The sequence below is a fragment of the Pseudomonas sp. LH21 genome (assembly GCF_036549575.1).
In the GTDB taxonomy this organism is placed as follows: Bacteria; Pseudomonadota; Gammaproteobacteria; order Pseudomonadales; family Pseudomonadaceae; genus Aquipseudomonas; species Aquipseudomonas peradeniyensis.
On the sequence record NZ_CP144367.1, the window covers coordinates 197,828 to 220,707 of the forward strand.

General features: G+C 66.6%; 22 protein-coding genes, 1 other RNA gene and 1 pseudogene. 7 read left to right on the forward strand and 17 right to left on the reverse strand.

All coding sequences use genetic code 11. The annotated features are described in order from the left end of the window. The first annotated feature begins 150 nt into the window (after positions 1–150). Positions 151–2,046 carry a phosphodiesterase DibA gene (gene dibA / locus VUG52_RS00955; RefSeq protein WP_050703308.1) on the forward strand — a complete coding sequence of 632 codons (1,896 nt, stop codon included), beginning with the start codon at positions 151–153 and terminating at the stop codon, positions 2,044–2,046. A 5-nt stretch (positions 2,047–2,051) separates the two neighbouring features. Here dibA and VUG52_RS00960 read toward each other — a convergent pair whose 3' ends face one another. The 9 genes from VUG52_RS00960 to VUG52_RS01000 form a co-directional block, all read right to left on the reverse strand. Further along, positions 2,052–3,299 carry a HipA domain-containing protein gene (locus VUG52_RS00960; protein ID WP_218188883.1) on the reverse strand — a complete coding sequence of 416 codons (1,248 nt, stop codon included), beginning with the start codon at positions 3,297–3,299 and terminating at the stop codon, positions 2,052–2,054. A gap of 2 nt (positions 3,300–3,301) precedes the next feature. Next, a complete protein-coding gene (locus VUG52_RS00965) occupies positions 3,302–3,529 on the reverse strand; it encodes a helix-turn-helix domain-containing protein (protein WP_050703310.1) in 228 nt (75 codons plus the stop codon). Positions 3,530–3,742: 213 nt separating this feature from the next. Further along, entirely contained in the window at positions 3,743–4,387 is a 645-nt protein-coding gene (locus VUG52_RS00970; protein ID WP_050703311.1) for a methionine ABC transporter permease, read from the reverse strand. Beyond that, the gene (locus VUG52_RS00975; RefSeq protein ID WP_050703312.1) at positions 4,377–5,486 is read right to left on the reverse strand and encodes a methionine ABC transporter ATP-binding protein; all 1,110 of its coding nucleotides are present in this window, start codon (positions 5,484–5,486) and stop codon (positions 4,377–4,379) included. The genes VUG52_RS00970 and VUG52_RS00975 overlap by 11 nt, the downstream gene beginning before the upstream one ends. Before the next feature lies 1 nt (position 5,487). Further along, positions 5,488–6,288 carry a MetQ/NlpA family ABC transporter substrate-binding protein gene (locus VUG52_RS00980; RefSeq protein ID WP_050703313.1) on the reverse strand — a complete coding sequence of 267 codons (801 nt, stop codon included), beginning with the start codon at positions 6,286–6,288 and terminating at the stop codon, positions 5,488–5,490. After that, a complete protein-coding gene (locus VUG52_RS00985; RefSeq protein WP_050703314.1) occupies positions 6,281–7,672 on the reverse strand; it encodes an LLM class flavin-dependent oxidoreductase in 1,392 nt (463 codons plus the stop codon). The genes VUG52_RS00980 and VUG52_RS00985 overlap by 8 nt, the downstream gene beginning before the upstream one ends. Continuing rightward, positions 7,672–8,853: an SfnB family sulfur acquisition oxidoreductase gene (locus VUG52_RS00990; protein ID WP_050703315.1), complete on the reverse strand. Its 1,182-nt coding sequence runs from the start codon at positions 8,851–8,853 to the stop codon at positions 7,672–7,674. Before VUG52_RS00990 ends, VUG52_RS00985 begins: the two co-directional genes overlap by 1 nt. 146 nt (positions 8,854–8,999) lie before the next feature. Further along, positions 9,000–10,241: an SfnB family sulfur acquisition oxidoreductase gene (locus VUG52_RS00995; RefSeq protein ID WP_050703316.1), complete on the reverse strand. Its 1,242-nt coding sequence runs from the start codon at positions 10,239–10,241 to the stop codon at positions 9,000–9,002. A gap of 295 nt (positions 10,242–10,536) precedes the next feature. Beyond that, a complete protein-coding gene (locus VUG52_RS01000; RefSeq protein ID WP_050703317.1) occupies positions 10,537–11,517 on the reverse strand; it encodes an NADPH:quinone oxidoreductase family protein in 981 nt (326 codons plus the stop codon). Positions 11,518–11,674: 157 nt separating this feature from the next. Between VUG52_RS01000 and VUG52_RS01005 the strand changes: the two genes are divergently transcribed. After that, complete coding sequence (locus VUG52_RS01005; protein ID WP_050703318.1) at positions 11,675–12,076, forward strand: flagellar basal body-associated protein FliL; 402 nt, start codon at positions 11,675–11,677, stop codon at positions 12,074–12,076. Here the strand turns inward: VUG52_RS01005 and VUG52_RS01010 are convergent, their stop codons facing one another. The 4 genes from VUG52_RS01010 to VUG52_RS01025 all read right to left on the reverse strand — a co-directional run bounded on the left by VUG52_RS01010 (position 12,077) and on the right by VUG52_RS01025 (position 17,410). Then, positions 12,077–13,186: an ABC transporter permease gene (locus tag VUG52_RS01010; protein ID WP_050703319.1), complete on the reverse strand. Its 1,110-nt coding sequence runs from the start codon at positions 13,184–13,186 to the stop codon at positions 12,077–12,079. Between the two features lies 1 nt (position 13,187). Next, positions 13,188–15,911, reverse strand: coding sequence for a ribosome-associated ATPase/putative transporter RbbA (gene rbbA / locus VUG52_RS01015; RefSeq protein ID WP_050703320.1), 2,724 nt, complete (start codon positions 15,909–15,911; stop codon positions 13,188–13,190). Then, a complete protein-coding gene (locus VUG52_RS01020; RefSeq protein WP_050703321.1) occupies positions 15,908–16,867 on the reverse strand; it encodes an HlyD family secretion protein in 960 nt (319 codons plus the stop codon). Before VUG52_RS01020 ends, rbbA begins: the two co-directional genes overlap by 4 nt. 93 nt (positions 16,868–16,960) lie before the next feature. After that, positions 16,961–17,410 carry an EVE domain-containing protein gene (locus VUG52_RS01025; RefSeq protein ID WP_050703322.1) on the reverse strand — a complete coding sequence of 150 codons (450 nt, stop codon included), beginning with the start codon at positions 17,408–17,410 and terminating at the stop codon, positions 16,961–16,963. A 176-nt stretch (positions 17,411–17,586) separates the two neighbouring features. Between VUG52_RS01025 and VUG52_RS01030 the strand changes: the two genes are divergently transcribed. Next, positions 17,587–17,742 (forward strand): hypothetical protein, encoded by a 156-nt coding sequence (locus tag VUG52_RS01030; RefSeq protein WP_011536298.1) that lies wholly within the window; start codon positions 17,587–17,589, stop codon positions 17,740–17,742. A gap of 16 nt (positions 17,743–17,758) precedes the next feature. Here the strand turns inward: VUG52_RS01030 and VUG52_RS01035 are convergent, their stop codons facing one another. The 4 genes from VUG52_RS01035 to VUG52_RS01050 all read right to left on the reverse strand — a co-directional run bounded on the left by VUG52_RS01035 (position 17,759) and on the right by VUG52_RS01050 (position 19,149). Then, entirely contained in the window at positions 17,759–18,367 is a 609-nt protein-coding gene (locus VUG52_RS01035; RefSeq protein ID WP_050703323.1) for a 5-formyltetrahydrofolate cyclo-ligase, read from the reverse strand. A 61-nt stretch (positions 18,368–18,428) separates the two neighbouring features. Beyond that, positions 18,429–18,608: non-coding RNA, 6S RNA (ssrS, locus tag VUG52_RS01040), on the reverse strand. Between the two features lie 17 nt (positions 18,609–18,625). Next, positions 18,626–18,943, reverse strand: a complete 318-nt coding sequence (locus tag VUG52_RS01045) for a cell division protein ZapA (protein WP_028688562.1) — start codon at positions 18,941–18,943, stop codon at positions 18,626–18,628. Further along, complete coding sequence (locus tag VUG52_RS01050) at positions 18,940–19,149, reverse strand: TIGR02449 family protein (protein ID WP_023631616.1); 210 nt, start codon at positions 19,147–19,149, stop codon at positions 18,940–18,942. The genes VUG52_RS01045 and VUG52_RS01050 overlap by 4 nt, the downstream gene beginning before the upstream one ends. Positions 19,150–19,295: 146 nt before the next feature. On the opposite strand from VUG52_RS01050, the gene VUG52_RS01055 reads away from it, so the two are divergent. The 4 genes and pseudogenes from VUG52_RS01055 (at position 19,296) to VUG52_RS01070 (ending at position 22,877) form a co-directional block, all read left to right on the forward strand. Continuing rightward, a complete protein-coding gene (locus VUG52_RS01055) occupies positions 19,296–19,850 on the forward strand; it encodes a YecA/YgfB family protein (protein WP_050703324.1) in 555 nt (184 codons plus the stop codon). A 21-nt stretch (positions 19,851–19,871) separates the two neighbouring features. Next, positions 19,872–21,203 (forward strand): Xaa-Pro aminopeptidase, encoded by a 1,332-nt coding sequence (gene pepP / locus VUG52_RS01060; protein ID WP_331832340.1) that lies wholly within the window; start codon positions 19,872–19,874, stop codon positions 21,201–21,203. Continuing rightward, a pseudogene (gene ubiH / locus VUG52_RS01065) lies at positions 21,200–22,398 on the forward strand (2-octaprenyl-6-methoxyphenyl hydroxylase). Before pepP ends, ubiH begins: the two are co-directional and overlap by 4 nt. Next, positions 22,395–22,877 carry a DUF4442 domain-containing protein gene (locus VUG52_RS01070; protein WP_050703327.1) on the forward strand — a complete coding sequence of 161 codons (483 nt, stop codon included), beginning with the start codon at positions 22,395–22,397 and terminating at the stop codon, positions 22,875–22,877. Before ubiH ends, VUG52_RS01070 begins: the two are co-directional and overlap by 4 nt. The last annotated feature ends 3 nt before the right edge of the window (positions 22,878–22,880 follow it).

Sequence of the window (22,880 nt, forward strand, 5' to 3'; positions counted from 1 at the left end):
AACGGGAAAGACCCTCGAAAACTCAGGGGAACAGCGCTCGCATTATCCCTGGGCGGGGAAATAAAACCAGTCGCCCTTTTAGATAGGAGGTCACAGGGTGTTTCAGCCCTTATAATGCCCCTTCCTTTTTCATGGGCTCCTCCACCCGACATGTCTGTTTCCGTTCGCGACGCCTTGCGCATGGCCGGGCTCTACGTGGTGCTTTCGATCCTCTGGCTGGTGCTGTCCGAGCTGGTTCTGCGTGGCATGACCGACGACCCGCTGGCGCTGGTCGTGGGCCGGCAGATCAACGTGGTGGTCTGGGTACTGCTCAGTGCCTTGCTGATCTTCGTCTCTCGTGCCCGCCTGCTGAACTTCATCGGCATCGGCGCCCGCCTGCGCAGTGAAGACCGCGAGCGCCTGCGCATGGCAGCGGCGGTGTTCGACAGCACCCTTGAGGGTGTGCTGGTGACCGACCGCAATGGCCTGATCGTGCACGTCAACCGGGCCTTCATGCGCATCACCGGCTACCAGCAGGAAGAAGTCATCGGCCAGCGCCCGAGCAAGTTCAAGTCCGGTCGGCATGGCGCGCCGTTCTACCAGCAGATCTACGCCGCCCTCGCGGAGCAGGGCGAGTGGAGCGGGGAGATCTGGAACCGCCGCAAAAGCGGCGAGATCTACCCGCAATGGCAGACGATCTGCGCCATTCGCGATGACAGTGGCGCGCTCAGCCATTACGTCGCGGTCTTCAGCGACATCAGCGCGATCAAGCACACCGAGGAAGAACTGGCCTATCTCGTCCATCACGACCCGCTGACCGGCCTGCCCAACCGCCTGCTGTTCAACGACCGCGCCATGCAGGCCATGGCCGCGGCCCAGGCCAACAAGCGCGGCTGCGCCCTGCTGCTGCTCGACCTCGACCATTTCCAGAGCATCAACGACGGCCTCGGCCACACCATCGGCGACCAGTTGCTCAAGCTGGTCGGCGAGCGCCTGCGCCAGGTGCTGGGCAGCGGCGTGACCTTGGCCCGGCTGGGCGGCGACGAGTTCGGCGTGCTGGCCGAGAACTGCCAGCAGGTCGGCCAGGCCGGCAAGCTGGCGCAATCGATCATCGAGCGATTGAAGGAACCGTTCTGCTTCGAAGACAACCGCCTGTTCATCAGCGTCAGCATCGGCATCAGCCTGTTCCCCAGCGATGCGCTGAGCGCCGAGCAGTTGCTGCGCAACGCCGACTCGGCGCTGTTCAAGGCCAAGAGCAACGGCCGAGCCTGCTATGCGCTGTACACCGAGGAGCTCACCGCCCATGCCCAGCAGCGGGTCGAGACCGCCGGCGAGTTGCGCCGGGCGCTGGAGCAGCAGGAGCTGCGGGTGTTCTTCCAGCCGGTGCACGACCTGTTTACCGCCCGAATGATCGGCGTTGAGGCACTGGTGCGCTGGCAGCATCCCCAGCGCGGCCTGGTCCCGCCCGGGGAGTTCATCCCCATCGCCGAACGCACCGGACTGATCGCCGAGATCGACGCCTGGGTGCTGCACCAGGCCTGCCGGCAGATGGTGCAGTGGCAGACCGAGGGTCGGCAGTTGGCGTTCGTCGCGGTGAACATTTCCAGCCGCCTGTTCAGCCAGCGCGACCTGTACCGGCAGGTGGCCGATGCATTGCACGACACCGGGCTGGACCCTGCGCTGCTCGAACTCGAAGTGACCGAGAGCGCGGTGATGGAAGATCCCGAGGTTGCCCTGGAGCAGCTTCACCGCTTGCGCGAGCTGGGCGTGACACTGGCCATTGACGACTTCGGCACGGGGTATTCGTCATTGCTGCGACTCAAGCGAATGCCCGTGCAGAAGCTCAAGATCGACCAGGGCTTCGTCGCGGGCCTGCCCCATGACGAGGACGACATCGCCATCGTGCGGGTGATCATCGCCCTGGCGCGGAGCATGGGCATGCAGGTGCACGCCGAAGGGGTCGAGCAGGCGGAGCAGGCGCGGTTCCTGCTGGAGCAGCAATGCCAGCTGGGGCAGGGGTACTGGTTCGGGCGGCCGGTGCCGGCGGCGGAGCTGCACTGGGGCTGAGTCCGTCAGTAACGAAGCCTTTGCGTCATGTCGCGGATCACGCCATGCACGATCCGCCTGACGAGCCTGCTCTCACCAGCGTTCAAGCCGTCCACATGCTGATCAAGCAAAGCCTTGGCCTGGGTCTCAGTGCCCGGTACAAGCTCATCGATGATCCTTTGCCCGAGTGCTCCACGTACGCCGATGGCTTCACCAAGGCTCAACACGCTGTCCCTGGTGACCTCACCGTGGGTGCGGACTCCATCAGGTTTCCACACCAGTTCCGCGTCCAGCCAGGGGGCGGCCGAGTCACCATACACAGCGGTGCACAGCAGATCGTAGTGCGGAGCCAGATAGCAAGCGTCCGGATGCATGAAGAACGACAGGTTCTTCAGGTGTGCATCGTTGTTCCCCACCAGGATGTTGAATACCAGCCAGCGAAACAATTGCATGCGGGTCTGTGCGACATTGCGCACAAGATCCAGGATTTTCAGTAGTGTTTCCGGTGTCGCCTGGTGGTATTTGAAGCTTTTGTCCAACGCCAGGAGCTGGCACGCATCCAGCACATGTATGCGTTCGAGCCGTTCGCCGTGACCCATGCGATCAAAGCGCTCGATCAGGTAGACGGCTTCCGGTACGCGCCGAAATGACACGTCAGGTACTGCGAGGTTCATTACCCGAGCCAGACGCATCACGAACCATTCGTTGATGGCGGTTGCATCGTACAGCTCGCGTAGCGGGTGATCGGGCTTGAGGATGTGGGTTGACGGCGTGTTGCCTTCGGGTTCGAACAGGGCATTGCCTACTATCACGACTGGCAGCTTGTGCTGCGCGCCGGCCAGCGACATGCGTTTCGGTGCTCCCGTGGTCAGCGCGCTATGCGGTAGGTTACGAATGCGTTCACTAAGTCGGGCATCGGTGAGCGGCCTGAGCCCATCGGGCTGGTCTTGCGCCAGGTCCTCCAGCAGCGTGATCGCACCGGCTGACTCCGACCCATAGTACCCGAGCAGGCCAAAGGCATCGGCGAATTCGATTCTGGCGTCGTTGGCCAGCAGGGACCTGGCGTGCTCTTCTGGCAGAAGGTTGTCGAAGAACCACTGGACCGGGCGATAGGAGGAGCTGTCGACAATCGTCTCGCGGGCTCTGGGAAGTGCGGGAGAAAGGTCATACCCCGTTGCGCTGGAGCGCCACCCCGACGTGTACGAAAGGCTCCAGACACCTCCATCGTCGCGTAGCGTGGCGACGTGATCGGCGTTTATGAGGACCTCGAGCATTCTCATCGGTCAGGTGTATCCACGTAGAGCCGTATGCCGAGCTCCTGTAGTACTTGCAGGACGCTGGCGAGAGAAACGCTGCCTTTGCCCTGCTCGATGTCCCTGAGCAGGACATGACTCTTGCCGACGATCAGCGCGAGATCGGTCTGGGTGATGTTCTGGCTTTTCCGGATGTTTCTTACCGTGTTTCCCAGCTCGGCAGGGGTGCGGATCTGTGTGAGACCGTTCATGCGAACGCGACCTGTCTGAAGCGAAAGAATAGCTTCGATTATGTCGCACAACGGTCAGGTTTCAAGAAAAACTAAACCATTACTTAGTTTTCATATGTTGGATGATGTTTCTGTGGGGAAACGAAATTATAATTTCGTTCTTGTCGTGTGCAGGAGCCTCACAGCCAGAATCAAGCTTTGAGTCAGTTTTGACTGTGAGGCGGCGGCCTGTCGTCAACGCTTGTTCAAACCCTTGGCCAAACGGTCCCCGCCCAGCTGGATCACCGCCACCAATGCCACCAGCATCACGATCACGGTCAGCATGATCTGGCTGTCGAAGCGTTGGTATCCGTACCGATAAGCGATATCCCCCAGACCCCCGGCGCCGATCGCCCCGGCCATGGCCGATGAGTTGATCAGCGTCACCAGGGTGATGGTGAAGCCGCCGACGATCCCCGGCAGGGCCTCCGGCAACAGCACGTACCAGACGATGTGCCAGCGCCGGCAGCCCATGGCCTGGGCGGCTTCGATCAGGCCGTGGTCGACCTCGCGCAGGCTGACCTCGGCGATCCGCGCGAAGAACGGCGTGGCGGCGATGGTCAGCGGCACCACGGCTGCCCACACGCCATAGGTGGTGCCGACCACCAGGCGGGTGAAGGGGATCAGCGCGACCATCAGGATCAGGAACGGGATCGAGCGGAACAGGTTGACGATGGCGCCCAGCACCCGGTTCAGCGCCGGGGCCTCGAAGATCCCGCCCTTGTCGCTGGTGACCAGCAGCACCGCCATCGGCACCCCGACGAGCAGCGCGACCAGCGAGGACACGCCGACCATCAGCAGGGTGTCTAACAGGCCTTGCAGCAGGCGATCAATCCACATGGCCGAGTACCTCCACATCCGCGGCCCAGCGGCGGGCGCGTTCGAGCAATTGGTGGGTGTCCAATGGCGAGCCGCGCACGGACAGGATCAACTGCCCCAGGGCCTGCTCGCCGATGGTCTCGACGCCGCCCTGGAGCAGCCGCACGCGTCCGCCAAGGTCGTTGAACAGGGCGCTCAGCTCCGGCTCGCCGACCAGGTCGAGCTTGAGTACCACGGCCGCGTCGCGGCTGACCGGCTGGGCGCGCAGGCTGGCCTGCAAGGCTGCCGGCAGCTTGGTCTGCAGCGGTGCGAGCAGGGTGCGGGTGACGTCGTGGCGCGGCGCGCCGAACACCTGCCAGACCTCGCCCTGCTCGACGATCTCGCCACGTTCGAGCACCACTACGCGCTGGCAGATGTCGCGGATCACCGCCATCTCGTGGGTGATCAGCACCACGGTCAGGCCCAGGCGCCGGTTGATGTCGCGCAGCAGTTCGAGGATCGAGGCCGTGGTTTCCGGGTCCAGCGCCGAGGTGGCCTCGTCGCACAGCAGGATCTCGGGGTCATGCACCAGCGCCCGGGCGATGCCGACGCGCTGCTTCTGCCCGCCGGACAGTTGCGCCGGGTAGACGTGATGTTTCTCCGCCAGGCCGACCAGCTCCAGCAGCTCGCGCACCTTGCGCTGGCGCTCGGCCTTGGCCACCCCGGCCACCTTCAACGGCAGCTCGACGTTCTGCCACACGGTCTTGGCCGACATCAGGTTGAAGTGCTGGAAGATCATGCCGATGCGCCGGCGCAAGGCCACCAGACGGTCCTCGTCGAACGGCGCGATATCCACCTGGTCGATCAGCACCCGGCCCTGGCTAGGTTGCTCCAAGCGATTGATAGTGCGCAGCAGCGAGGACTTGCCGGCGCCGCTGCGGCCGATGATGCCGAAGATCTCGCCCCGGCGGATGTTCAGGTCGATGCCTTGCAGCGCCGGCTGCCCCTGGCCCGGATAGGTCTTGCCCAGGCCGATGAAGCGGATGTGCGCCTGGTTCACCTCCGGGCGCAGGGCGGTATCCTCGACCTTGAACGGTTCAGCGGGCGGGACGGGCGCCCTGAGGGCGCTGGCCTGGGCCATGTCAGCCTTCCCAGCCGGCCTGGTAGAGCTTGCCATGGGCCTTGTCCAGGGCGGCGCGCACGACCGGCGAATGTTGGTAGATATCGATGAACTTGGCCAGGCGCGGGTCGTTCTTCTCCTGCGGGCGAATGACGAACTGGATCACGTACTCCTTGTTCTCCAGGCCGTCGAACAGCAGCGCCGAGGTGGCGTCGAAGCTGTTGGCCAGGCGGATGTAAGCCGGGTAGCCCTGGACCAGGTCGGCGTCGTCATAGGCGCGCACCAGTTGCACGGCTTCGACCTGGAGAATCCGGATCTTCTTCGGGTTGGCGACGATGTCGTCCTCGGTGGCCTTGTAGCCCACGCCCGGCTTGAGCGTGATCAGCCCGGCCTTGGCCAGCAATTGCAGGCCACGGCCACTGTTGATCGGGTCGTTGGCGATGGCCACGCTGGCGCCCTCGGGCAGCTCGGCGAAGCTTTTGTACTTCTTCGAGTAGAGGCCGACGTTGTTGATGATCCCCGGCGCGTACGGGACCAGGTCGAAGCCGGCGGCGGCCTTGGCGTTTTCCAGGAACGGGATGTGCTGGAAGTAGTTCACGTCGATATCGCCGCTGTTGAGGCTGACATTGGGCGCGATCCAGTCGCTGAACTCGATCAGCTTCACTTCCAGGCCCTGTTTATGGGCCTCCTCCACCGCCGCCTCCAGGGGGATGGCGAAGGCGGCGGTGGTGCCGATCTTCAGCGGTTCGGCGGCCAAGGCGGCGGCGGACAGGCCGAGGCCCAGGGCAATGGCCGCGACGGGCCGGAACAGTTTCTCAAGCATGGTGCAGGGCTCCAGTCGGGGCAGGGTCGGGGGTGTTGCGGTAGCGGGCGCCGGGGTGTCCGGCGGGCAGGCGCGGCTCGCTGCTGGCGAACAGCTTCTCGCGCAGGGTGCCCTCGGCGTAGGCGGTCTTGTAGCGACCGCGGCGTTGCAGGGCGGGGACCACCAGCTCGATGAAGTCCTCGTAGCTTTCCGGGGTGACGGTGCGGGTCAGGTTGAAACCGTCCAGGCCGGTCTCGTCGATCCAGGCGATCAGTTGCTCGGCCACCTGCTCGGCGTCGCCGACCAGGGTCACGTAGCGACCGCCCAGGGCGTGCTGCTCGAGCAGGCGGCGGCGGGTCCAGGCGCTTTCCTGCAACTGGCGGGTGGCGGACTGGATGGCGTTGCCCTTGGCGAATCCGATGGGCTCGTCCAGTTCGTAGCGCGAGAAGTCGATACCGGTGGAGCTGGCGAAGTGCGCGACCCCGGCCTCGGCGCTGGCGTAGCGCAGGTACTCGGCGTGCTTGGCCTGTGCCTGTGCCTCGGTCGGCGCGACGATCACGGTGATGCCCATGAACACCTTGACCGCCTGTGGGTCGCGTCCGGCCGCCTTGGCCGCGGCGCGCACCTTGTCGACCTGGGCGCGGGTGGCGGCCTTGTCCTGGCCGCTGATGAACACGCACTCGGCGTGGTTGCCGGCGAAGGCCAGCCCGCGCGGCGAGCTGCCGGCCTGGAACAGCACCGGGGTGCGCTGCGGCGAAGGCTCGCACAGGTGGTAGCCCTCGACCTTGTAGAACTCGCCGTGGTGCTCGACCTTGCGCACCTTGTCGGGGCGGGCATAGACCCGCTGCTCGCGGTCGGCGACCACGGCATCGTCGGCCCAGCTGCCTTCGAGCAGCTTGTACAGCACCTGCAGGTACTCGTCGGCCTGGTCGTAGCGGCGATCGTGCTCGGGTTGCTGCTCCAGGCCCATGGCCCGGGCGGCGCTGTCGAGGTAGCCGGTGACGATGTTCCAGCCGACCCGGCCATTGCTCAGGTGGTCGAGGGTGGAAAGGCGCCGGGCGAACAGGTAGGGCGCCTCGTAGGTCAGGTTGGCGGTGAGGCCGAAGCCCAGGTGCCTGGTCACCGCCGCCATGGCCGAGACCAGCAGCAGCGGGTCGTTGACCGGCAGCTGGATCGACTCCTTGAGCGTCACGTCGACCGACTGGCCATAGACGTCGTAGGTGCCGACGATGTCGGCGATGAACAGACCGTCGAACAGCCCGCGCTCGAGCAGGCGGGCCAGGTCGGTCCAGTACTCGAGGGTCTTGTAGCGCGTGGAGGTGTCCCGCGGGTGGGTCCACAGGCCGTGGTTGATGTGCCCGATGCAGTTCATGTTGAAGGCATTGAGCAGGATCTGCTTCGCCATCAGATGGTCCCCCGGCGCGGCGGCTTCTCGTCGTTGAGGTAGTAGTTGCCGATGGCGTGGTACTTCCAGCGCACCGGGTCGTGCAGGGTGTGTACCCGGGCGTTGCGCCAGTGGCGGTCGAGGTTGTGCTCGGCCAGGGTGGCCTGGCTGCCGGCCAGCTCGAACAGCGTGGTGCCGGCGGCCAGGGAGATCTCGGTGCTGATCGCCCGGGCCTCGGCCACGGCGATGGAGGCGGCGGCCAGGGTCTCGGCGTTGCCGTCGGCCTGGGCGATGTCGAGGATTTCCCCGGCGCGCTCGAGCAATGCCTCGGTGGCATGCAGGCGGATCGCCAGGTGGCCGAAGCTCTTCAGGGTCAGCGGGTCGTCGCTGGCCTTGTCGAGGCCGGAGTCGATCCACGGCCGGCTGCGGGTGCGCACGAAGTGCAGGGCATCCTCGTAGGCGGCGCGGGCGATACCGGTGTCGATGGCGGCATGGAGGATCTGCGCCAGCGGGCCGACCGTGGTCGGGCGTTCGAAGGCGCTCTGGAATGGCACCACGTCCTCGGCGCGGACCGCCACGTGGTTGAACACCACCGAGCCGCTGCCGGTGGTGCGCTGGCCGAAGCCGCTCCAGTCGTCGATCACCTCGATGCCCTGGCTGTCGGCGGGCACGAAGGCCAGGTGCGACACATCCTGCTCGTCGATCACCAGGGTCGGGATACGCTGGGCGTAGATCGCGCCGGTGCAGTAGAACTTGCGGCCGTCGATGCGGTAGTGGTCGCCGTCGCGGCTCAGGCGGGTGGTGCGCTCGTGGGCGTTTTTGGTGCCGAGCTCGGCCAGCGCGTTGCCGAAGCGCCGGCCGGCGAGGACCTCGGCGTAGAGGCGTTTTTGCTGTTCTGGGCTGCCGTTCACCCGCAGCACTTCCAGGGCGTAGAAGTGGTTTTGCGGGATCTGCCCAAGCGAGGCGTCGGCCTGGGCGATGCGGGCGATGACCTTGGCCAGGGTGACGTTGGACACTCCGGCGCCGCCGAAGGCCTTGGGCACGCTGATGCCCCAAAGGCCGGACTGCACGAAGCGTTCGAGTTCGGCATGGGGCAGGCGGCGCTCGCGGTCGCGCAGGGCGCTGTCCTGGCGCAGGTGTTGGGCGAGTTCGTCGGCGACGGCCAGGGCCTGGGCGTCGGTGGTGATGATGGATGCAGTCATTTTGCTCTCCGGAGCCTGGGGACGCCGTGTGCCTCTTCGCGGGTAAACCCGCTCCCACAGGTACAGCGCTGTTATCGGAATCGGTGCGATCCCTGTGGGAGCGGGTTTACCCGCGAAGGGCTGCGCAGCAGCCCCAAGGCTCGATATCAGATCCAGGAATGGCGGGCAGGCAGGGTGCCGTTGAGGTGGTAGGCGCCGACGGCGTGGTACTTCCAGCGCACCGGGTCGTGCAGGGTGTGGACCCGGGCGTTGCGCCAGTGCCGGTCGAGGTTGAACTCGGCCAGGCTGGCGCGGCTGCCGGCCAGCTCGAACAGCTTCTCGCTGGCCTGCAGCGAGATCTCGGTGGTGAGCACCTTGGCTTCGGCGACGGCAATCGAGGCACGGGCTGCGGCGGCGGCATCGATCACACCGGCGTTCACCTCATCGAGCACCTTGGCGGCCTTGCGCAGCAGGGCTTCGGCGGAGTGCAGTTCGAGCTTCAGGCGACCGATGTCGGCGATCACATAGGGATCGTCGCTGTTGCGTTCGACCTTGGCCTCGATCCACGGCCGGGACTTCTCCCGAACGAACTGGATCGTGTCCTCGATGGCCGCTTCGGCGATGCCGGCGTCGATCGCCGCCTGGATCAGCTGCGAGGCGGCGCCCTGGATGCTGGGCTCCTCACGCAGGCGCCAGTTGTCCACCACCAGGTCGCCGTCCACCGGCACCTGGTCGAGCAACACGGTGCCGCTGGCGGTGGTGCGCTGGCCGAAGCCGGACCAGTCGTCGACGATGCGCAGCCCCGGGCTGCCGCGACGGACGAACGCCAGGCGCTGGCGGCCATCGTCGTCCAGCGCCTTGACCGCCACCCAGTGGGCGTACAAGGCGCCGGTGGAATAGAACTTCTCGCCGCTGATGCGATAGCCGTCGCCATCACGGGTAAGGCGCGCCTTGAGCGTCAAGGTGTCCTTGGTTCCGCGCTCGGGGCCGGCATTGCCGATGCGCCAGCCGTCGAGCACCGAGCGGAAGATCAGTTCCTGCTGGGCTTGGGTGGCGGTCAGGCGGACCAGTTGCAGGATGCCGAACTGGTTCTGCGGAATCTGCCCCAGCGCCGGGTCGGCGGCACTGATCAGGCGGAACACTTCGGCGATGGTGGCGAAGGACACCTCGGGACCGCCGAAGGCCTTGGGCACGCTGATGCTGCCCAGGCCGCTGCGGGTGAACTGTTCGATCTCGGCCCATGGCAGCTTGCGCTGCTGGTCACGTTTGGCGGCCTGCTGGCGGGCCACCTCGGCCAGTTCGCGGGCGGCCTGCAGGGCCTCTTCGTCGTTGCGCAACACCGTGGCCGGCAGCAGCAGCGGCGAGCTGTCGAGATCGCTGTGGAATCGGGTAGTTGGTTGGCTGGACATCAGTACCGCTCCTTGGCTGCACTCAATGCCCTGGCGTTATGCACTGGGGTGATTGTGATCCTGACCATTCCTAACCTCACAAAGTTGAAAGCGTCGCCTCAGCTGATGGCGACAGACGTTTGCTGGTCCGGTGGTCCGGTCGATATACCCTATTCGTTTAGAAAAAGTTTATGAACTACCGTTTAGGAATATGAATAGAAGAACTGCAGGGTCGGCTCTGTCGCCGGCAAGCCGGTTCCCATGAAAACGCCGCAACACTGTGGGAGCCGGCTTGCCGGCGATGAGGCCAGAGCGGTCAGCGCGGGATAGTCACCACCAGCTTGCCCACCGCCTGGCGCTGCGCCAGGCGTTCGATCGCCTCGCCACCCTCGGCCAGTGCAAAGGTCTGCGACACCAGGGGCTTCAACTTGCCTTCGGCATGCCAGGCGAACAGCTGGCGGAAGTTGGCCGCGTTGTCTTCCGGCTGGCGCTGGGCGAAGGCGCCCCAGAACACCCCGAGCACCGCCGCGCCCTTGAGCAGGGTCAGGTTCACCGGCAGTTGCGGAATCGTGCCGCTGGCAAAGCCCACCACCAGCAACCGGCCATTCCATGCCAGTCCGCGCACGGCCTGGTCGAACAGCGCGCCGCCGACCGGGTCGTAGATCACGTCCACGCCCTGGCCGCCGGTCAGGCGCTTGATCTCGTCCTTGAGGCTGGCCTGGCTGTAGTCGATCAGTTCGTCGGCCCCGGCCGCCTGGGCGATCGCCAGTTTCTCGGCGCTGCTGGCCGCGGCGATCACCCGGGCGCCCAGGGCCTTGCCGATCTCCACCGCCGCCAGCCCCACGCCGCCCGAGGCACCGAGCACCAGCAGGGTTTCGCCGGCCTTGAGCTGAGCGCGCTGGGTCAGCGCGTGCATCGAGGTGCCGTAGGTCATGCCGAACGCGGCGGCGGTGGTGAAGTCCATGCCCGCCGGGATCGGCAGCACGTTGTAGAACGGCACCGCCACCTGCTCGGCGAAGGCGCCCCAGCCGGTCAGGGCCATGACCCGGTCGCCGACCTTGAACGCGCCGGCCTTCTCGCCGACCGCGGCCACCACGCCGGCCGCCTCGCCACCCGGGGCGAACGGCAGCGGCGGCTGGAACTGGTACTTGCCCTCGATGATCAGGGTGTCGGGGAAATTGACCCCGGCGGCGTGCACATCGAGGAGGATCTCGTTCTTCTTAGGCGTGGGGCTGGCGACCTCTTCCAGGACCAGGTCCCGCGCCGGGCCCAGGGCTTTGCACAACAAGGCTTTCATCAGGGCTATTCCTTTGCGTGTGGTGGCCGATAAGTGTAGGAGGGCTGTCCCGAGGGTCAACGAGCATGGCCGGCCCTGATGAGCCGGCATAAGCCCGGGCTTGGGTTTGGCCGGCGCGCTGGGTAAGCTGGCGCCAACTGTATTGAGGAGCGAATTCGTGAAAGCGTGGATCTTGATGGTGCTGGCCCTGATGCTGCCAGTGGCGGCGATGGCCGAGGAAAAGGAAGGCGAGCCCAAGGTCGCCTACATCAGCCTCAGCCCGCCCTTCGTCGGCAACTACGCCCTCGACGGCGGCCCCAAGCTGCGCGTGTACAAGGCCGACGTCGCCCTGCGCGTGACCGGCGATGCCGCCGCCACCGCGGTCAAGCACCACGAGCCGCTGATCCGCAACCAGCTGGTGGCGCTGTTCACCCAGCAGGGCGTGGACAACATGAGCAACGTCGAGGCCAAGGAAAAACTGCGCCAGGAAGCCCTGAAGCAGGTGCAGCAGGTGATGGAGTCCGAAGAGGGCAAGCCGATCGTCGAGGACCTGCTGTTCAACAACCTGATCGTGCAGTGATCAGGCGGCGAGGCTGCGGCGAAAGCGCGCCAGGGCCACGCCGAAGAACACCAGGCCGATCGCGGCCAGGGCCGCCACATCCGGCCACACCACGTTCAGCCCGGCGTCGCGGAACAGGATCGCCGCGCCGAGGCTGACGAAGTGGGTCGAGGGCGAGCCCTGCATGACCCACTGCAGCCACTGCGGCATGCTGTCCAGTGGCGTGCTGCCCCCCGAGAGCAGCAGCATCGGGATGATCACCGGGATCGCCAGCAGGCCGAACTGCGGTGTCGAGCGCGCCAGGGTGGCGAGGAAAATGCCAAGCGCCGTGCTGGCGAACAGGTACAGCGCGGTCACCCCCAGGAACAGCCCCATGGAGCCCGCCAGCGGTACGCCCAGGGCGCCCTTGACCACCACTTCCAGCGAAATCCAGGTACAGGCCACCACCACCAGGGCGTTGCTGGCGATCTTCGCCAGCATGATCTCGAGCGCTGTCAGCGGCAGCACCAGCAGGTGGTCTAGGGTGCCGTGCTCGCGTTCGCGCAGCAACGCGGTGCCGGTGAGGATGATGGCCAGGATGGTGATGTTGTTGACGATCTGGATCACCGCCAGGAACCAGCCGCCTTCCAGGTTGGGGTTGAACAGCGCTTTCGGGTTGAGCAGGGCCGGGCTACTGGTGCCGCGGCCTGCGTACTCCAGCAGTTCGCGCTCGAAGATCCGGCCGATGTAGCCGGCCCCCATGAAGGCCTGGCTCATGGCCGTGGCATCGACATTGACCTGCAGTTCCGGCGAGCGCCCGGCCAGCAGGTCGGCCTGGAAGTTCACCGGCACGTTGACCACGAAGGTGTACTGGCCGCTGTCCATGGCCTGGTCCAGGCGATTCGCCGGCAGTGCCACGGCGGGCTGGAACTCGGGCGGCTGCAGCGATTCGGCGAGCTTGCGCGAGACGGCGCCGTGGTCTTCGTCGACCACCGCGACACTGGCATTGTGCACGCCGATCACCGAGCCTGCGGCGGGCATGTAGATCGCCACGCTGAAGGCGTACAGCAGGAACAGCAGCAACACGCTGTCGTGGCGCAGGCTGGTGAGTTCCTTCAGGCCCAGGCGCAGGGTGTGGGAGAGGCGGCTCATCTCAGGCCTCCTGTTTTTTCAGCATGGCCAGGCTCAGCCCGGTGAAGGCGGCGAAGAAGCCCAGCAGCGCCAGGCACTGCGGCCACAGCTCGCGCAGGCCCAGGGCCTTGGTGAAGGTGCCGACGGCGATGTCGAGGAAATAGCCGGCCGGGAACAGCTGGCCCATCAGCGCCGCCGCGCCGTCCAGCGACGAGCGCGGCACGATCAGGCCGGAGAACTGGATGGTCGGCAGGCTGGTGATGATCATGGTGCCGAGGATCGCCGCGATCTGCGTGCGGGTGAACGCCGAGATCAGCAGGCCCAGGCTGGTGGTCGCCAGCAGATAGGCCAGGCCGCCGCAGGCCAGGGCCAGCAGGCTGCCCTTGAGCGGCACGCCGAACAGCCAGCGGTTCATCGCCACCAGCAGCGCCAAGTTGACCAGGCTTACCGCGAGGTAGGGCGCCTGCTTGCCGAGCAGGAACTCCAGGCGGGTCAGCGGGGTGGCGTAGAAGTTGGTGATCGAGCCCAGTTCCTTTTCCCGCACGATGCCCAGCGCGGTGAGCATGGCCGGGATGAAGGCCAGGATCAGCGCCATGACGCCGGGGCCGATGGCGTTCACGCTGACCACGTCCTGGTTGTAGCGAAAGCGTGTCTCCAGGCGTACCGGCTGCTGGCGCGCCACCGGGTGCGGGCCGAGGGCGGCCAGTTGCTCCAGGTTGGCCTGGTGCACGGCTTCGACATAGTTGCGGCTGGTCTCGGCGCGGAACGGCATGCCGCCATCGAGCCAGGCGGCCACCACCGGCTGGCGCCCGGCATGCAGGTCGCGACCGAAGCCCGGCGGGATTTCCAGGGCCAGCTTGATCTCCGAGCGTTGCAGACGCTGGTGCAACTGGCGGGCATCGCGGATCGGCGCCTGTTCGGCGAAATAGCGCGAGCCACGGAAGGCCTCGAGGTAGGCGCGGCTCTGCGGGCTCTGGTCCTGGTCGTACACGGCGAAGGCGAGATCCTCCACATCCAGCGAGATGCCGTAGCCGAAGATCACCATCATGAACAGCGCGCCAAGCAGGGCGAAGGCCAGGCGTACCTTGTCGCGCAGCAGTTCCTTGCCTTCGCGGCTGGCCACCGCCAGCAGGCGGCGCAGGCTGAAGGCCTGGCGCAAGGCGGGCGCCGGGGCGGCGGCCTGTTCCAGCCCCGTGTCGGCCTGCGCCTGGACGGGCGCGTCCTGGGCCTGTTCGAGGCAGCGCACGAAGGCGTCTTCCAGGGTTTCGCCGCCGAACTTTCGCTGCAGGGCCAGCGGGGTGTCGCAGGCCAGCACTCGGCCGGCGTGCATCAGCGAGATGCGGTCGCAGCGCAGGGCCTCGTTCATGAAGTGGGTGGACAGGAAGATGGTCACGCCCTGCTCGCGGGACAACTCCACCAGCAGGCGCCAGAAATCGTCGCGGGCCGCCGGGTCGACACCCGAGGTCGGCTCGTCGAGGATCAGCACTTCCGGGCGGTGCAGCACCGCCACGGCCAGCGACAGGCGCTGGCGCAGGCCCAGGGGCAGGGCGCCGGACGGCTGGTCGGCAATGGCGCCTAAGTCGAAGCGCTCGATGAGCTCGGCGATGCGCGGCGCGCTGTCGGCCTTGGCCAGGTCGAACAGGCGGGCGTGCAGTTCGAGGTTTTGCCGGGCGCTCAGCTCGCCATACAGCGAATAGCTCTGGGACATGAAGCCGACCCGCTTGCGCGTGGCCAGGTCGCGGGCATCCACCGGTCGGCCAAGCAGGCTGGCGCTGCCCTCGCTGGCCGGCATCAGGCCGGTGAGCACCTTCATGGTGGTGGTCTTGCCGCAGCCGTTGGAGCCGAGGAAACCGAAGATCTCGCCGCGGCCGATGGCGAAGCTGACCTTGTTCACCGCGGTGAAGTCACCGAAGCGCAGGGTCAGGTCGTGGGCCTCGATCGCAATCGGCCCGTCGTCGGCCTGGCGTGGCGGAATGCGCAGGGGCTCGGGCTGTGGTCGGCCGGCGCCCTGGAAGTGGGTGAAGGCGTCGTCCAGCTTGCCGCTGGGCGTGGCCGCCGCCAATTCGCGGCTGAGGCCGGCGGCCAGCAGGCGGCCAGCGTCGAGCATCAGGCAGTGCTCGAACTGCTCGGCTTCCTCCATGTAGGCGGTGGCCACCAGCAGGGTCAGCTGCGGGCGCTGGGCGCGCACCTGCTCGACCAGCTCCCAGAAGCGCCGCCGCGACAGTGGGTCGACGCCGGTGGTCGGCTCGTCGAGGATCAGCAGGTCCGGCTCGTGGATCAGCGCGCAGCACAACCCGAGCTTTTGCTTCATGCCGCCGGACAGCTTGCCGGCCGGGCGCTCGGCGAAGCGCTCCAGGTCGGTGGCGCGCAGCAGGCTGGCCATGCGTTGTTCGCATTCGGCACGGCCCAGGCCAAACAGGGTGGCGAAGAAACGGATGTTCTCGCGGATCGACAGCTCCGGGTACAGGTTGTTGCCCAGGCCCTGGGGCATGAAGGCGACCTTGGGATACAGCGCGGTGCGGTGGCGGCGCTGGCGGATCGAGCCGCCGAGCACCTGCAACTCGCCTTGTTGCAGGCGCTTGACCCCGGCGATCAGCCCGAGCAGGGTCGACTTGCCGGCGCCATCCGGGCCAATCAGGCCGCAGCGGGTCCCGGCCGGCAGGCTGAACGCGAGGCTGTGCAGGGCCTGCAGGTCGCCATAGCGGTGGCTGACACCCTCGGCCCGCAGGGCGATCGCCGCGTTCATTGCAGGTTGGCCGGCCAGCCCACGTCGGCGGTGCGCACGTACCCGGCGCCGGGCATGCCCGGCTTGGCCTGGGGCACGGCGCTCGGTTCGGTCAGGCGCAGCTTGACCCGGAACACCAATTTTTGCCGCTCATCACGGGTCTCGACCTGCTTCGGGGTGAACTGCGCCTTGGCCGCGACGAATGCCACCTTGGCTGGCAGGGCCTTGTCGGGTAGGGCGTCGAGCACGATCCGCGCCTGGTCGCCCACGGTCAACCGGCCGGTGGTGGCGGCGGGCAGGTAGAGGTTCATGTACTGGTCGCTGGGGTCGATCAGCATCAGCACCCGGCCACCGGCGCCGAGCACTTCGCCGGGTTCGGCCAGGCGCAGCTGGATGATGCCGTCGATGGGCGCGCGCAGACTGCTGTCGTCGATCTCGCTGGTGAGCTGGGCGACCTGGGCCTCGGCGGCGCCGATGGCGGCCTTGATCGCCGCCAGCTGGGCCCGGGCCGCGACCACGGCTGCGGTGGCGGTGTCGTAGCGGGCCTGCTGCTGGTCGAGCAGCTGCTGGCTGGCAAACTTGCGCTGGTAGATCTCGCGTACCCGCTTGAGCTCCTGGCTGGCCAGCAACAGTTCGCTCTGGCGCAGCTGTACGCTGGCCTGGGCGGCGGCGTAGTTCTCGCGGGCGCGCAGCACTTCGGCCTCGGCCTGGCTGCGCTGGGCTTCCATCGTGCGGGTGTCGATGCGCGCCAGCAACTGGCCGCGGGTGACCTTGTCGCCTTCGTCGACCAGCACCTCGGCCAGGCGCCCGGGGATCTTGCTGGCGATTTGCACCTCGGTGGACTCGAGGCGCCCGTTGCCCATGCTCAGGCCTTCGGGCAGGCGGTCGTGAAGGGACTTCCAGTAGCCCAGCCCGCCTGCCGCCAGCAACAACAATACCAAGGCGGAGGCGAAGATTCTGGGGGCTTTTCGATTCATCGGTCTGCATCCTGCGGCTGGCACGCCTTATCCTGGCGCGACGCGCTTCCTTGCGCGTTGATATTGGTCAAACCCCTGACAATAGCCGCACAATCAGCTCAGCGCGAGAATCGCGGCCCATTGCCCGGCGGTCACCGGCATCACCGACAGGCGGCTGCCTTTGTGCACCAGGGGCAGTTCCTCGAGCGCCGCCTGCTGCTTGAGCAGGCCCAGGCCGAGCACCTGGCGGAAGGTCTGCACATGTTCGACGTCCACCGCGCTCCATGGGTTCTTCTCGGCGCTGGCCTTGGCGTCGTGGTAGTGGCTGTGCGGATCCAGGGCGGTCGGGTCCGGGTAGGCGGCGGCGCTGATCCGGGCGATGCCGGCGATCCCCGGTTGCGGGCAGCTGGAGTGGTAGAAGAAGAATTCGTCGCCTACGCTCATGGCCCGCAGGAAATTGCGCGCCTGGTAGTTGCGCACCCCGTCCCAGCGGGCGCTGCCCAGGCGTGCCAAGGCTTCGATGGAGAGCTCGTCGGGCTCGGATTTCATCAGCCAGTAGGCCATGGATGCTGCTCCTGAAAGAGTTTGAAATAACTCGTTGCATGAAACCGACAGTCGGTTGGCGTCAACGTTTGCCTGGCGACTCATGTTGTCGGAAAATGCGCCGATTTTAAGCTATACGCTCCGGCCGCCATCAAGAAAGCCGCCGAGCCTGGACAGTTGTTCTTGGGGGACGATCAATGAAACAACGTAAACCGGACCTGCTCTGGATCCTGGCCTTCATCTTCGGGCTGGGCGTGGTCACCACCGGTTACGCGCAAGGCTTGTGGGAACGCAAGCTGGATGCCGCCTACCAGCAGGCGCCCGTCGATCCGGCGCAGCAACAGCACCGCTGATCCCCCTTCGCGCACCTCACTTGGGTGCCAGGTACCAACCACGGTCCGAGACCGTGCCTTGCAACGGTACATCCCAGCTCGCCTGGTTGAGCCGCTCCACTTTCTGGCATTCATGCGCCAGCCCCAGCAGCAGCGGTTTTTTCCACGCCTTGCGCCGGCCCTGATAGGCCAGGCTGCGGTCATAGAAACCACCGCCCATGCCCAGGCGCCCCCCCATCTCGTCGAAACCGACCAGCGGTAGCAGGATCAGGTCCAGCGCCCAGATCGGCCGTTGCCGCTTGCGTTCGATCACCGGCTCCAGGATACGAAAGCGGTTGGGGCGCAGTGCCTCGCCGGCCTCGAAGCGCTGGAACACCATGCGCGTGCGTGGCCAGGCGTGCAGCACCGGCAGGTAGACGCGCTTGCCGCGCTTGTGTGCTTCGCGCAGCAGCAGGCGCGGGTCGATCTCGCCGTCGTTGGGCAGGTACAGGGCGATATGCCGGGCTCGGCGGAACAGCGGATCCTGCGCCAGTTGGCGATACAGGCCTTCGGCGGCCTGGCGCTGCTGGGCGGGCGTGAGGGCGCGGCGGGCGTTGCGCAGGAGGCGGCGAAGCTGGGGGCGGGTAAGCGGCGCGGTGTCGGTCATGGCACGGGCGATCCCAGAAGAAACGAAAAGCCCGCCGTTGGAGGCGGGCAGTTCTGAATGCAGGCTCCCCGACAAGACCGCTATCGGTGTAGCCCTTGAACCCGAAAGTTCAAGGTGGAGATTGCAGGGGGCGTTAAGGCTTTCCGTCGGGCGGACATGCACACCTGCCCCAGCGTGCAACCCCCGTGGTTGTGCGTATCGGCTCAGGGACATAACCGACTGGCGCATCCCCCAGGGAGTGGCGCCAGTATACCAATCTCAGTCGTTTTTGCTAACCGGATCGTCGGACAGGGCCTGGTCGACCCGCTCCAGCAGGTCGCGCACCTGCTCGCGGGTGGTGCCGCCGCTGGTCACTTCGGGGCGTTCCTGGCGGTGCAGCAGCTCGTGGGTGATGTTCAGCGCGGCCATCACGGCGATGCGGTCGGCGCCGATCACCTTGCCGCTGCTGCGGATCTCGCGCATCTTGCCGTCCAGGTAACGGGCGGCGCCGACCAGGTTGTTGCGCTCCTCGGGCGGGCAGATGATCGAGTATTCCTTGTCGAGGATCTGGACGGTGACGCTATTGCTTGAACTCATGAGTCTTGCTCCAGGGCCTTGAGGCGCAGGATCATCGATTCGATCTTGCGTTTGGCGATCTCGTTCTTTTCGATCAGGTGGGCGCGCTCCTCGCGCCAGGATCGTTCCTGAGCTACTAAGAGTGCGTTTTGTCGCTTTAGTTGCTCGACCCGTTCGATCAGCAACTCGAACCGGCTCATCAGCGCTTGCAGGTCGTTCTCTTGCATGGGTTGCACTCGATTCCTTCACTCGCCTGGCGATCATGCCTGCCCCAAGGGCGCGACGGCCAGTGCCGATGGTCTTGGCGCGCCTGCCGGTGCTAGGATACAAGGTCTCCATTCTAGTCATTGCGCCGTCTGGCGCCTAGCTGCCCATGCCCAATACCCAATCGCCCTACATCGCCTTCGCCATGTTGCTTTCGAGCAATGGCCACCCCGTCACCCCCGCCGAGCTGCATGGCCTGCTGATCGGCCGCAGCTGCGCCGGCGCCGGCTTCGATGCCGATGCCTGGCTGGCCGACGCCGCCCAGTTGCTCGAGACCGAGCCCGGCGACTCGGTGCGCAACGCCCTGGTCGGCCTGCAAGAGATGGTCAAGGCCGAGCTGACCGGCGAGGACGTCGCCATCGTCCTGCTGCTGCCTTCCGATGATGCCGCACTCAGCGACCGCGCCACCGCGCTGGGCCAGTGGTGCCAGGGCTTCATCACCGGTTTCGGCCTGAACGCCGGTGGCAAGGACCTGTCCACCGATGCCAAGGAAGTGCTCCAGGACCTGGTGGCCATCTCGCAGGTCCAGGAGGCGCTGGAAGAGTCCGAGGACGGCGAGAGCGACTACATGGAAGTCATGGAGTACCTGCGCGTCGCCCCGTTGCTGCTGTACACGGAGCTGGCCAAGCCGCAAGCGCCCGCGCCAAAGCCATCGCTGCACTGATCTGAACGGGGTCGTTTGCCCATGAGCCACATACCCAAGGCGGAGTACGCCCGTCGGCGCAAGGCGCTGATGGCGCAGATGGTCCCCAACAGCATCGCCATCCTGCCGGCGGCCGCAGTTGCCATTCGCAACCGCGACGTCGAGCATGTCTACCGCCAGGACAGCGATTTCCAGTACCTGAGCGGCTTCCCCGAGCCGGAGGCGGTGATCGCCCTGATTCCGGGGCGCGAGCATGGCGAGTACGTATTGTTCTGCCGTGAGCGCAACCCCGAGCGCGAGCAGTGGGACGGCCTGCGCGCCGGCCAGGAAGGCGCAGTGCGCGATTTCGGCGCCGACGATGCCTTCCCCATCAGCGATATCGACGAGATCCTGCCGGGCCTGATCGAAGGGCGCGAGCGGGTCTACAGCAACATGGGCAGCAACCCCGAGTTCGACCGCCGGCTGATGGAGTGGATTAACGTGATCCGTTCCAAGGCCCGCCTCGGCGCCCCGCCCGACGAGTTCGTTGCCCTGGATCATCTGCTGCACGACATGCGCCTGTATAAATCGGCGGCGGAAGTGAAGGTCATGCGCGAGGCCGCGGCGATTTCCGCCCGGGCCCACGTGCGCGCCATGCAGGCCTGCCGTGCCGGGCTGCACGAGTACAGCCTGGAAGCCGAGCTGGACTACGAGTTCCGCAAGGGCGGAGCGAAGATGCCGGCCTACGGCTCGATCGTCGCCGCCGGGCGCAATGGCTGCATCCTGCACTACCAGCAGAACGATGCGCCGCTCAAGGACGGCGACCTGGTCCTGATCGACGCCGGTTGCGAGATCGACTGCTACGCCAGCGACATCACCCGCACCTTCCCGGTCAACGGGCGGTTCTCGCCGGAACAGAAAGCCATCTACGAGCTGGTGCTCGCGGCCCAGGCCGCGGCGTTCGCCGAGATCGCCCCGGGCAAGCACTGGAATCACGCCCACGAGGCGACCGTGCGGGTGATAACCGAAGGGCTGGTGGCGCTGGGGCTGCTCAAGGGCGAGGTGCAGGCATTGATCGACAGCGAGGCCTACCGCGCCTTCTACATGCACCGCGCCGGACACTGGCTGGGCATGGATGTGCACGACGTGGGCGAATACAAGGTCGGTGGCCAGTGGCGCGTGCTCGAACCGGGCATGGCGCTGACCGTCGAACCCGGCATCTACATCGCCGTCGACAACCAGGCGGTGGCGAAGAAGTGGCGCGGCATCGGGGTAAGGATCGAGGACGACGTGGTGGTGACCAGACAAGGCTGTGAAATCCTGACTTCAGGCGTGCCGCGCACGGTCGCCGAGATCGAGGCGCTGATGCATGACGCCCGCAAGGACGTCGCATGAACCGGGTCAACCTGGCGATCATCGGTGGCGGCCTGGTGGGCGCGAGCCTGGCCCTGACGCTGCAGGCCGCGGCCAAGGCCCGTGGCTGGAAGATCCTGCTGATCGAGCCGTTCGCGCCCGGCGATAGCTTCCAGCCCAGCTATGCGCACGTTCCTCGGCGCTGTCCTACGGCACCCGGCAGATATACGAGCGCCTGGGGTTGTGGCAGACCATCAGCCGCCGCGCCGAGCCGATCCGGCAGATCCAGGTGTCCGACCGCGGCCGCTTCGGCGGCACCCGCCTGGACGCCCTGGAAGAAGGCGTGCCGGCACTCGGCTACGTGGTGGAGAACGCCTGGCTCGGCCAGTGCCTGTGGCAGGCCATCGACAACGAAGTGATCAGCTGGCGCTGCCCGGCGCAGGTGCAGGCGATGCAGGCCATCGCCGGCGGCTACCGCCTGGAATTGGACGACGACACTTCGCTGGAATGCGACCTGGCGGTGCTGGCTGACGGCGGTCGTTCGGGCCTGCGCGAGCAACTGGGCATCCATGTGCGCAACACGCCCTATGACCAGAGCGCGCTGATCGCCAATATCACCCCGGGCGAAGCCCACGCCGGCCAGGCTTTCGAGCGCTTCACCGAGCAAGGCCCGATGGCCTTGCTGCCGCTGGCGGACAACCGCTGCGCGCTGGTCTGGACCCGACAGGGGATGGACGCCAGGCGCCTGGCCGAGCTCGACGAGCGCAGCTTCCTGCGCGAGCTGCAGGAGGCCTTCGGCTACCGCCTCGGCGCCCTGCGCCAGGTCGGTGCCCGCCATCTCTATCCGCTGTCGCTGGTCGAGGCCGAGGAGCAGGTACGCCCGCACCTGGTGGTGCTGGGCAACGCCGCCCACAGCCTGCACCCGATCGCCGGTCAGGGCTTCAACCTGTCGCTGCGCGACGTGCAGTCGCTGGCGGACGCCCTGCTGGCCGGCCCGGCGCTGCCGGGTGACCTGGCCACGCTGCAGGCCTATCACCAGCGCCAGCGCCTCGACCAGGCCCTGACCATCGGCTTCTCCGACCAGGTCACCCGCCTGTTTGGCAGCAGCCAGCCGCTGCTGGCTGCCGGGCGCAACCTTGGCCTGCTCGGCCTGGACCTGCTGCCGCCGGCGAAAAGCTGGTTCGCCCGCCAGGCCATGGGCCTGGGCACCCGCCCCGATCCGCGAGGCCGCCCATGAGCGATGCGCGCAGGCTCGCACGGCGGGCGCGGATGCTGCGCTGGCTGCTGAACTTCTACCCACCCTACCTGGGCGCCGGTATCCACATCCAGGAAATCAGCCCGGACATGCGCAGCGTCAAGGTGCGCATGAAGCTGACGCGGTGGAATCGCAACTACGTCGGCACCCAGTTCGGCGGCAGCCTGTACGCGATGGTCGACCCGTTCTACATGCTGCTGCTGATCGAGCAGCTGGGCCGTGAATACATCGTCTGGGACAAGGCCGCCAGCATCGATTTCATCTCGCCGGGCAAGGGCCCGGTGTATGCCGAATTCCACGTCGACGACGCGCTGCTGGACGAGATCCGCCAGCAGACCGCCAGCGGCAAGAAATACCTGCCCCGGTTGCAGGTGGAGATCCGCGACGGTGCCGGCGAGCTGGTGGCGCGGGTCGACAAAACCCTATACGTGCGGCTCAAGCCGCAAGCGAGGCAGGCGTAAGGC

Bases quoted from the DNA above. Each gene is read 5' to 3' on its own strand.
- VUG52_RS00975 (WP_050703312.1), bottom strand. From the start codon at position 5,486: ATGGCCCAGGCCAGCGCCCTCAGGGCGCCCGTCCCGCCCGCTGAACCG.
- VUG52_RS01050 (WP_023631616.1), bottom strand. From the start codon at position 19,149: ATGCAAGAGAACGACCTGCAAGCGCTGATGAGCCGGTTCGAGTTGCTG.
- VUG52_RS01030 (WP_011536298.1), top strand. From the start codon at position 17,587: ATGAAACAACGTAAACCGGACCTGCTCTGGATCCTGGCCTTCATCTTC.
- VUG52_RS00990 (WP_050703315.1), bottom strand. From the start codon at position 8,853: ATGACTGCATCCATCATCACCACCGACGCCCAGGCCCTGGCCGTCGCC.
- VUG52_RS01020 (WP_050703321.1), bottom strand. From the start codon at position 16,867: ATGAATCGAAAAGCCCCCAGAATCTTCGCCTCCGCCTTGGTATTGTTG.
- VUG52_RS00985 (WP_050703314.1), bottom strand. From the start codon at position 7,672: ATGGCGAAGCAGATCCTGCTCAATGCCTTCAACATGAACTGCATCGGG.
- dibA (WP_050703308.1), top strand. From the start codon at position 151: ATGTCTGTTTCCGTTCGCGACGCCTTGCGCATGGCCGGGCTCTACGTG.
- VUG52_RS00960 (WP_218188883.1), bottom strand. From the start codon at position 3,299: ATGCTCGAGGTCCTCATAAACGCCGATCACGTCGCCACGCTACGCGAC.
- pepP (WP_331832340.1), top strand. From the start codon at position 19,872: ATGAGCCACATACCCAAGGCGGAGTACGCCCGTCGGCGCAAGGCGCTG.
- VUG52_RS01055 (WP_050703324.1), top strand. From the start codon at position 19,296: ATGCCCAATACCCAATCGCCCTACATCGCCTTCGCCATGTTGCTTTCG.
- VUG52_RS01035 (WP_050703323.1), bottom strand. From the start codon at position 18,367: ATGACCGACACCGCGCCGCTTACCCGCCCCCAGCTTCGCCGCCTCCTG.
- VUG52_RS01070 (WP_050703327.1), top strand. From the start codon at position 22,395: ATGAGCGATGCGCGCAGGCTCGCACGGCGGGCGCGGATGCTGCGCTGG.
- rbbA (WP_050703320.1), bottom strand. From the start codon at position 15,911: ATGAACGCGGCGATCGCCCTGCGGGCCGAGGGTGTCAGCCACCGCTAT.
- VUG52_RS01000 (WP_050703317.1), bottom strand. From the start codon at position 11,517: ATGAAAGCCTTGTTGTGCAAAGCCCTGGGCCCGGCGCGGGACCTGGTC.
- VUG52_RS01045 (WP_028688562.1), bottom strand. From the start codon at position 18,943: ATGAGTTCAAGCAATAGCGTCACCGTCCAGATCCTCGACAAGGAATAC.
- VUG52_RS01010 (WP_050703319.1), bottom strand. From the start codon at position 13,186: ATGAGCCGCCTCTCCCACACCCTGCGCCTGGGCCTGAAGGAACTCACC.
- VUG52_RS01025 (WP_050703322.1), bottom strand. From the start codon at position 17,410: ATGGCCTACTGGCTGATGAAATCCGAGCCCGACGAGCTCTCCATCGAA.
- VUG52_RS00965 (WP_050703310.1), bottom strand. From the start codon at position 3,529: ATGAACGGTCTCACACAGATCCGCACCCCTGCCGAGCTGGGAAACACG.
- VUG52_RS00980 (WP_050703313.1), bottom strand. From the start codon at position 6,288: ATGCTTGAGAAACTGTTCCGGCCCGTCGCGGCCATTGCCCTGGGCCTC.
- VUG52_RS00970 (WP_050703311.1), bottom strand. From the start codon at position 4,387: ATGTGGATTGATCGCCTGCTGCAAGGCCTGTTAGACACCCTGCTGATG.
- VUG52_RS00995 (WP_050703316.1), bottom strand. From the start codon at position 10,241: ATGTCCAGCCAACCAACTACCCGATTCCACAGCGATCTCGACAGCTCG.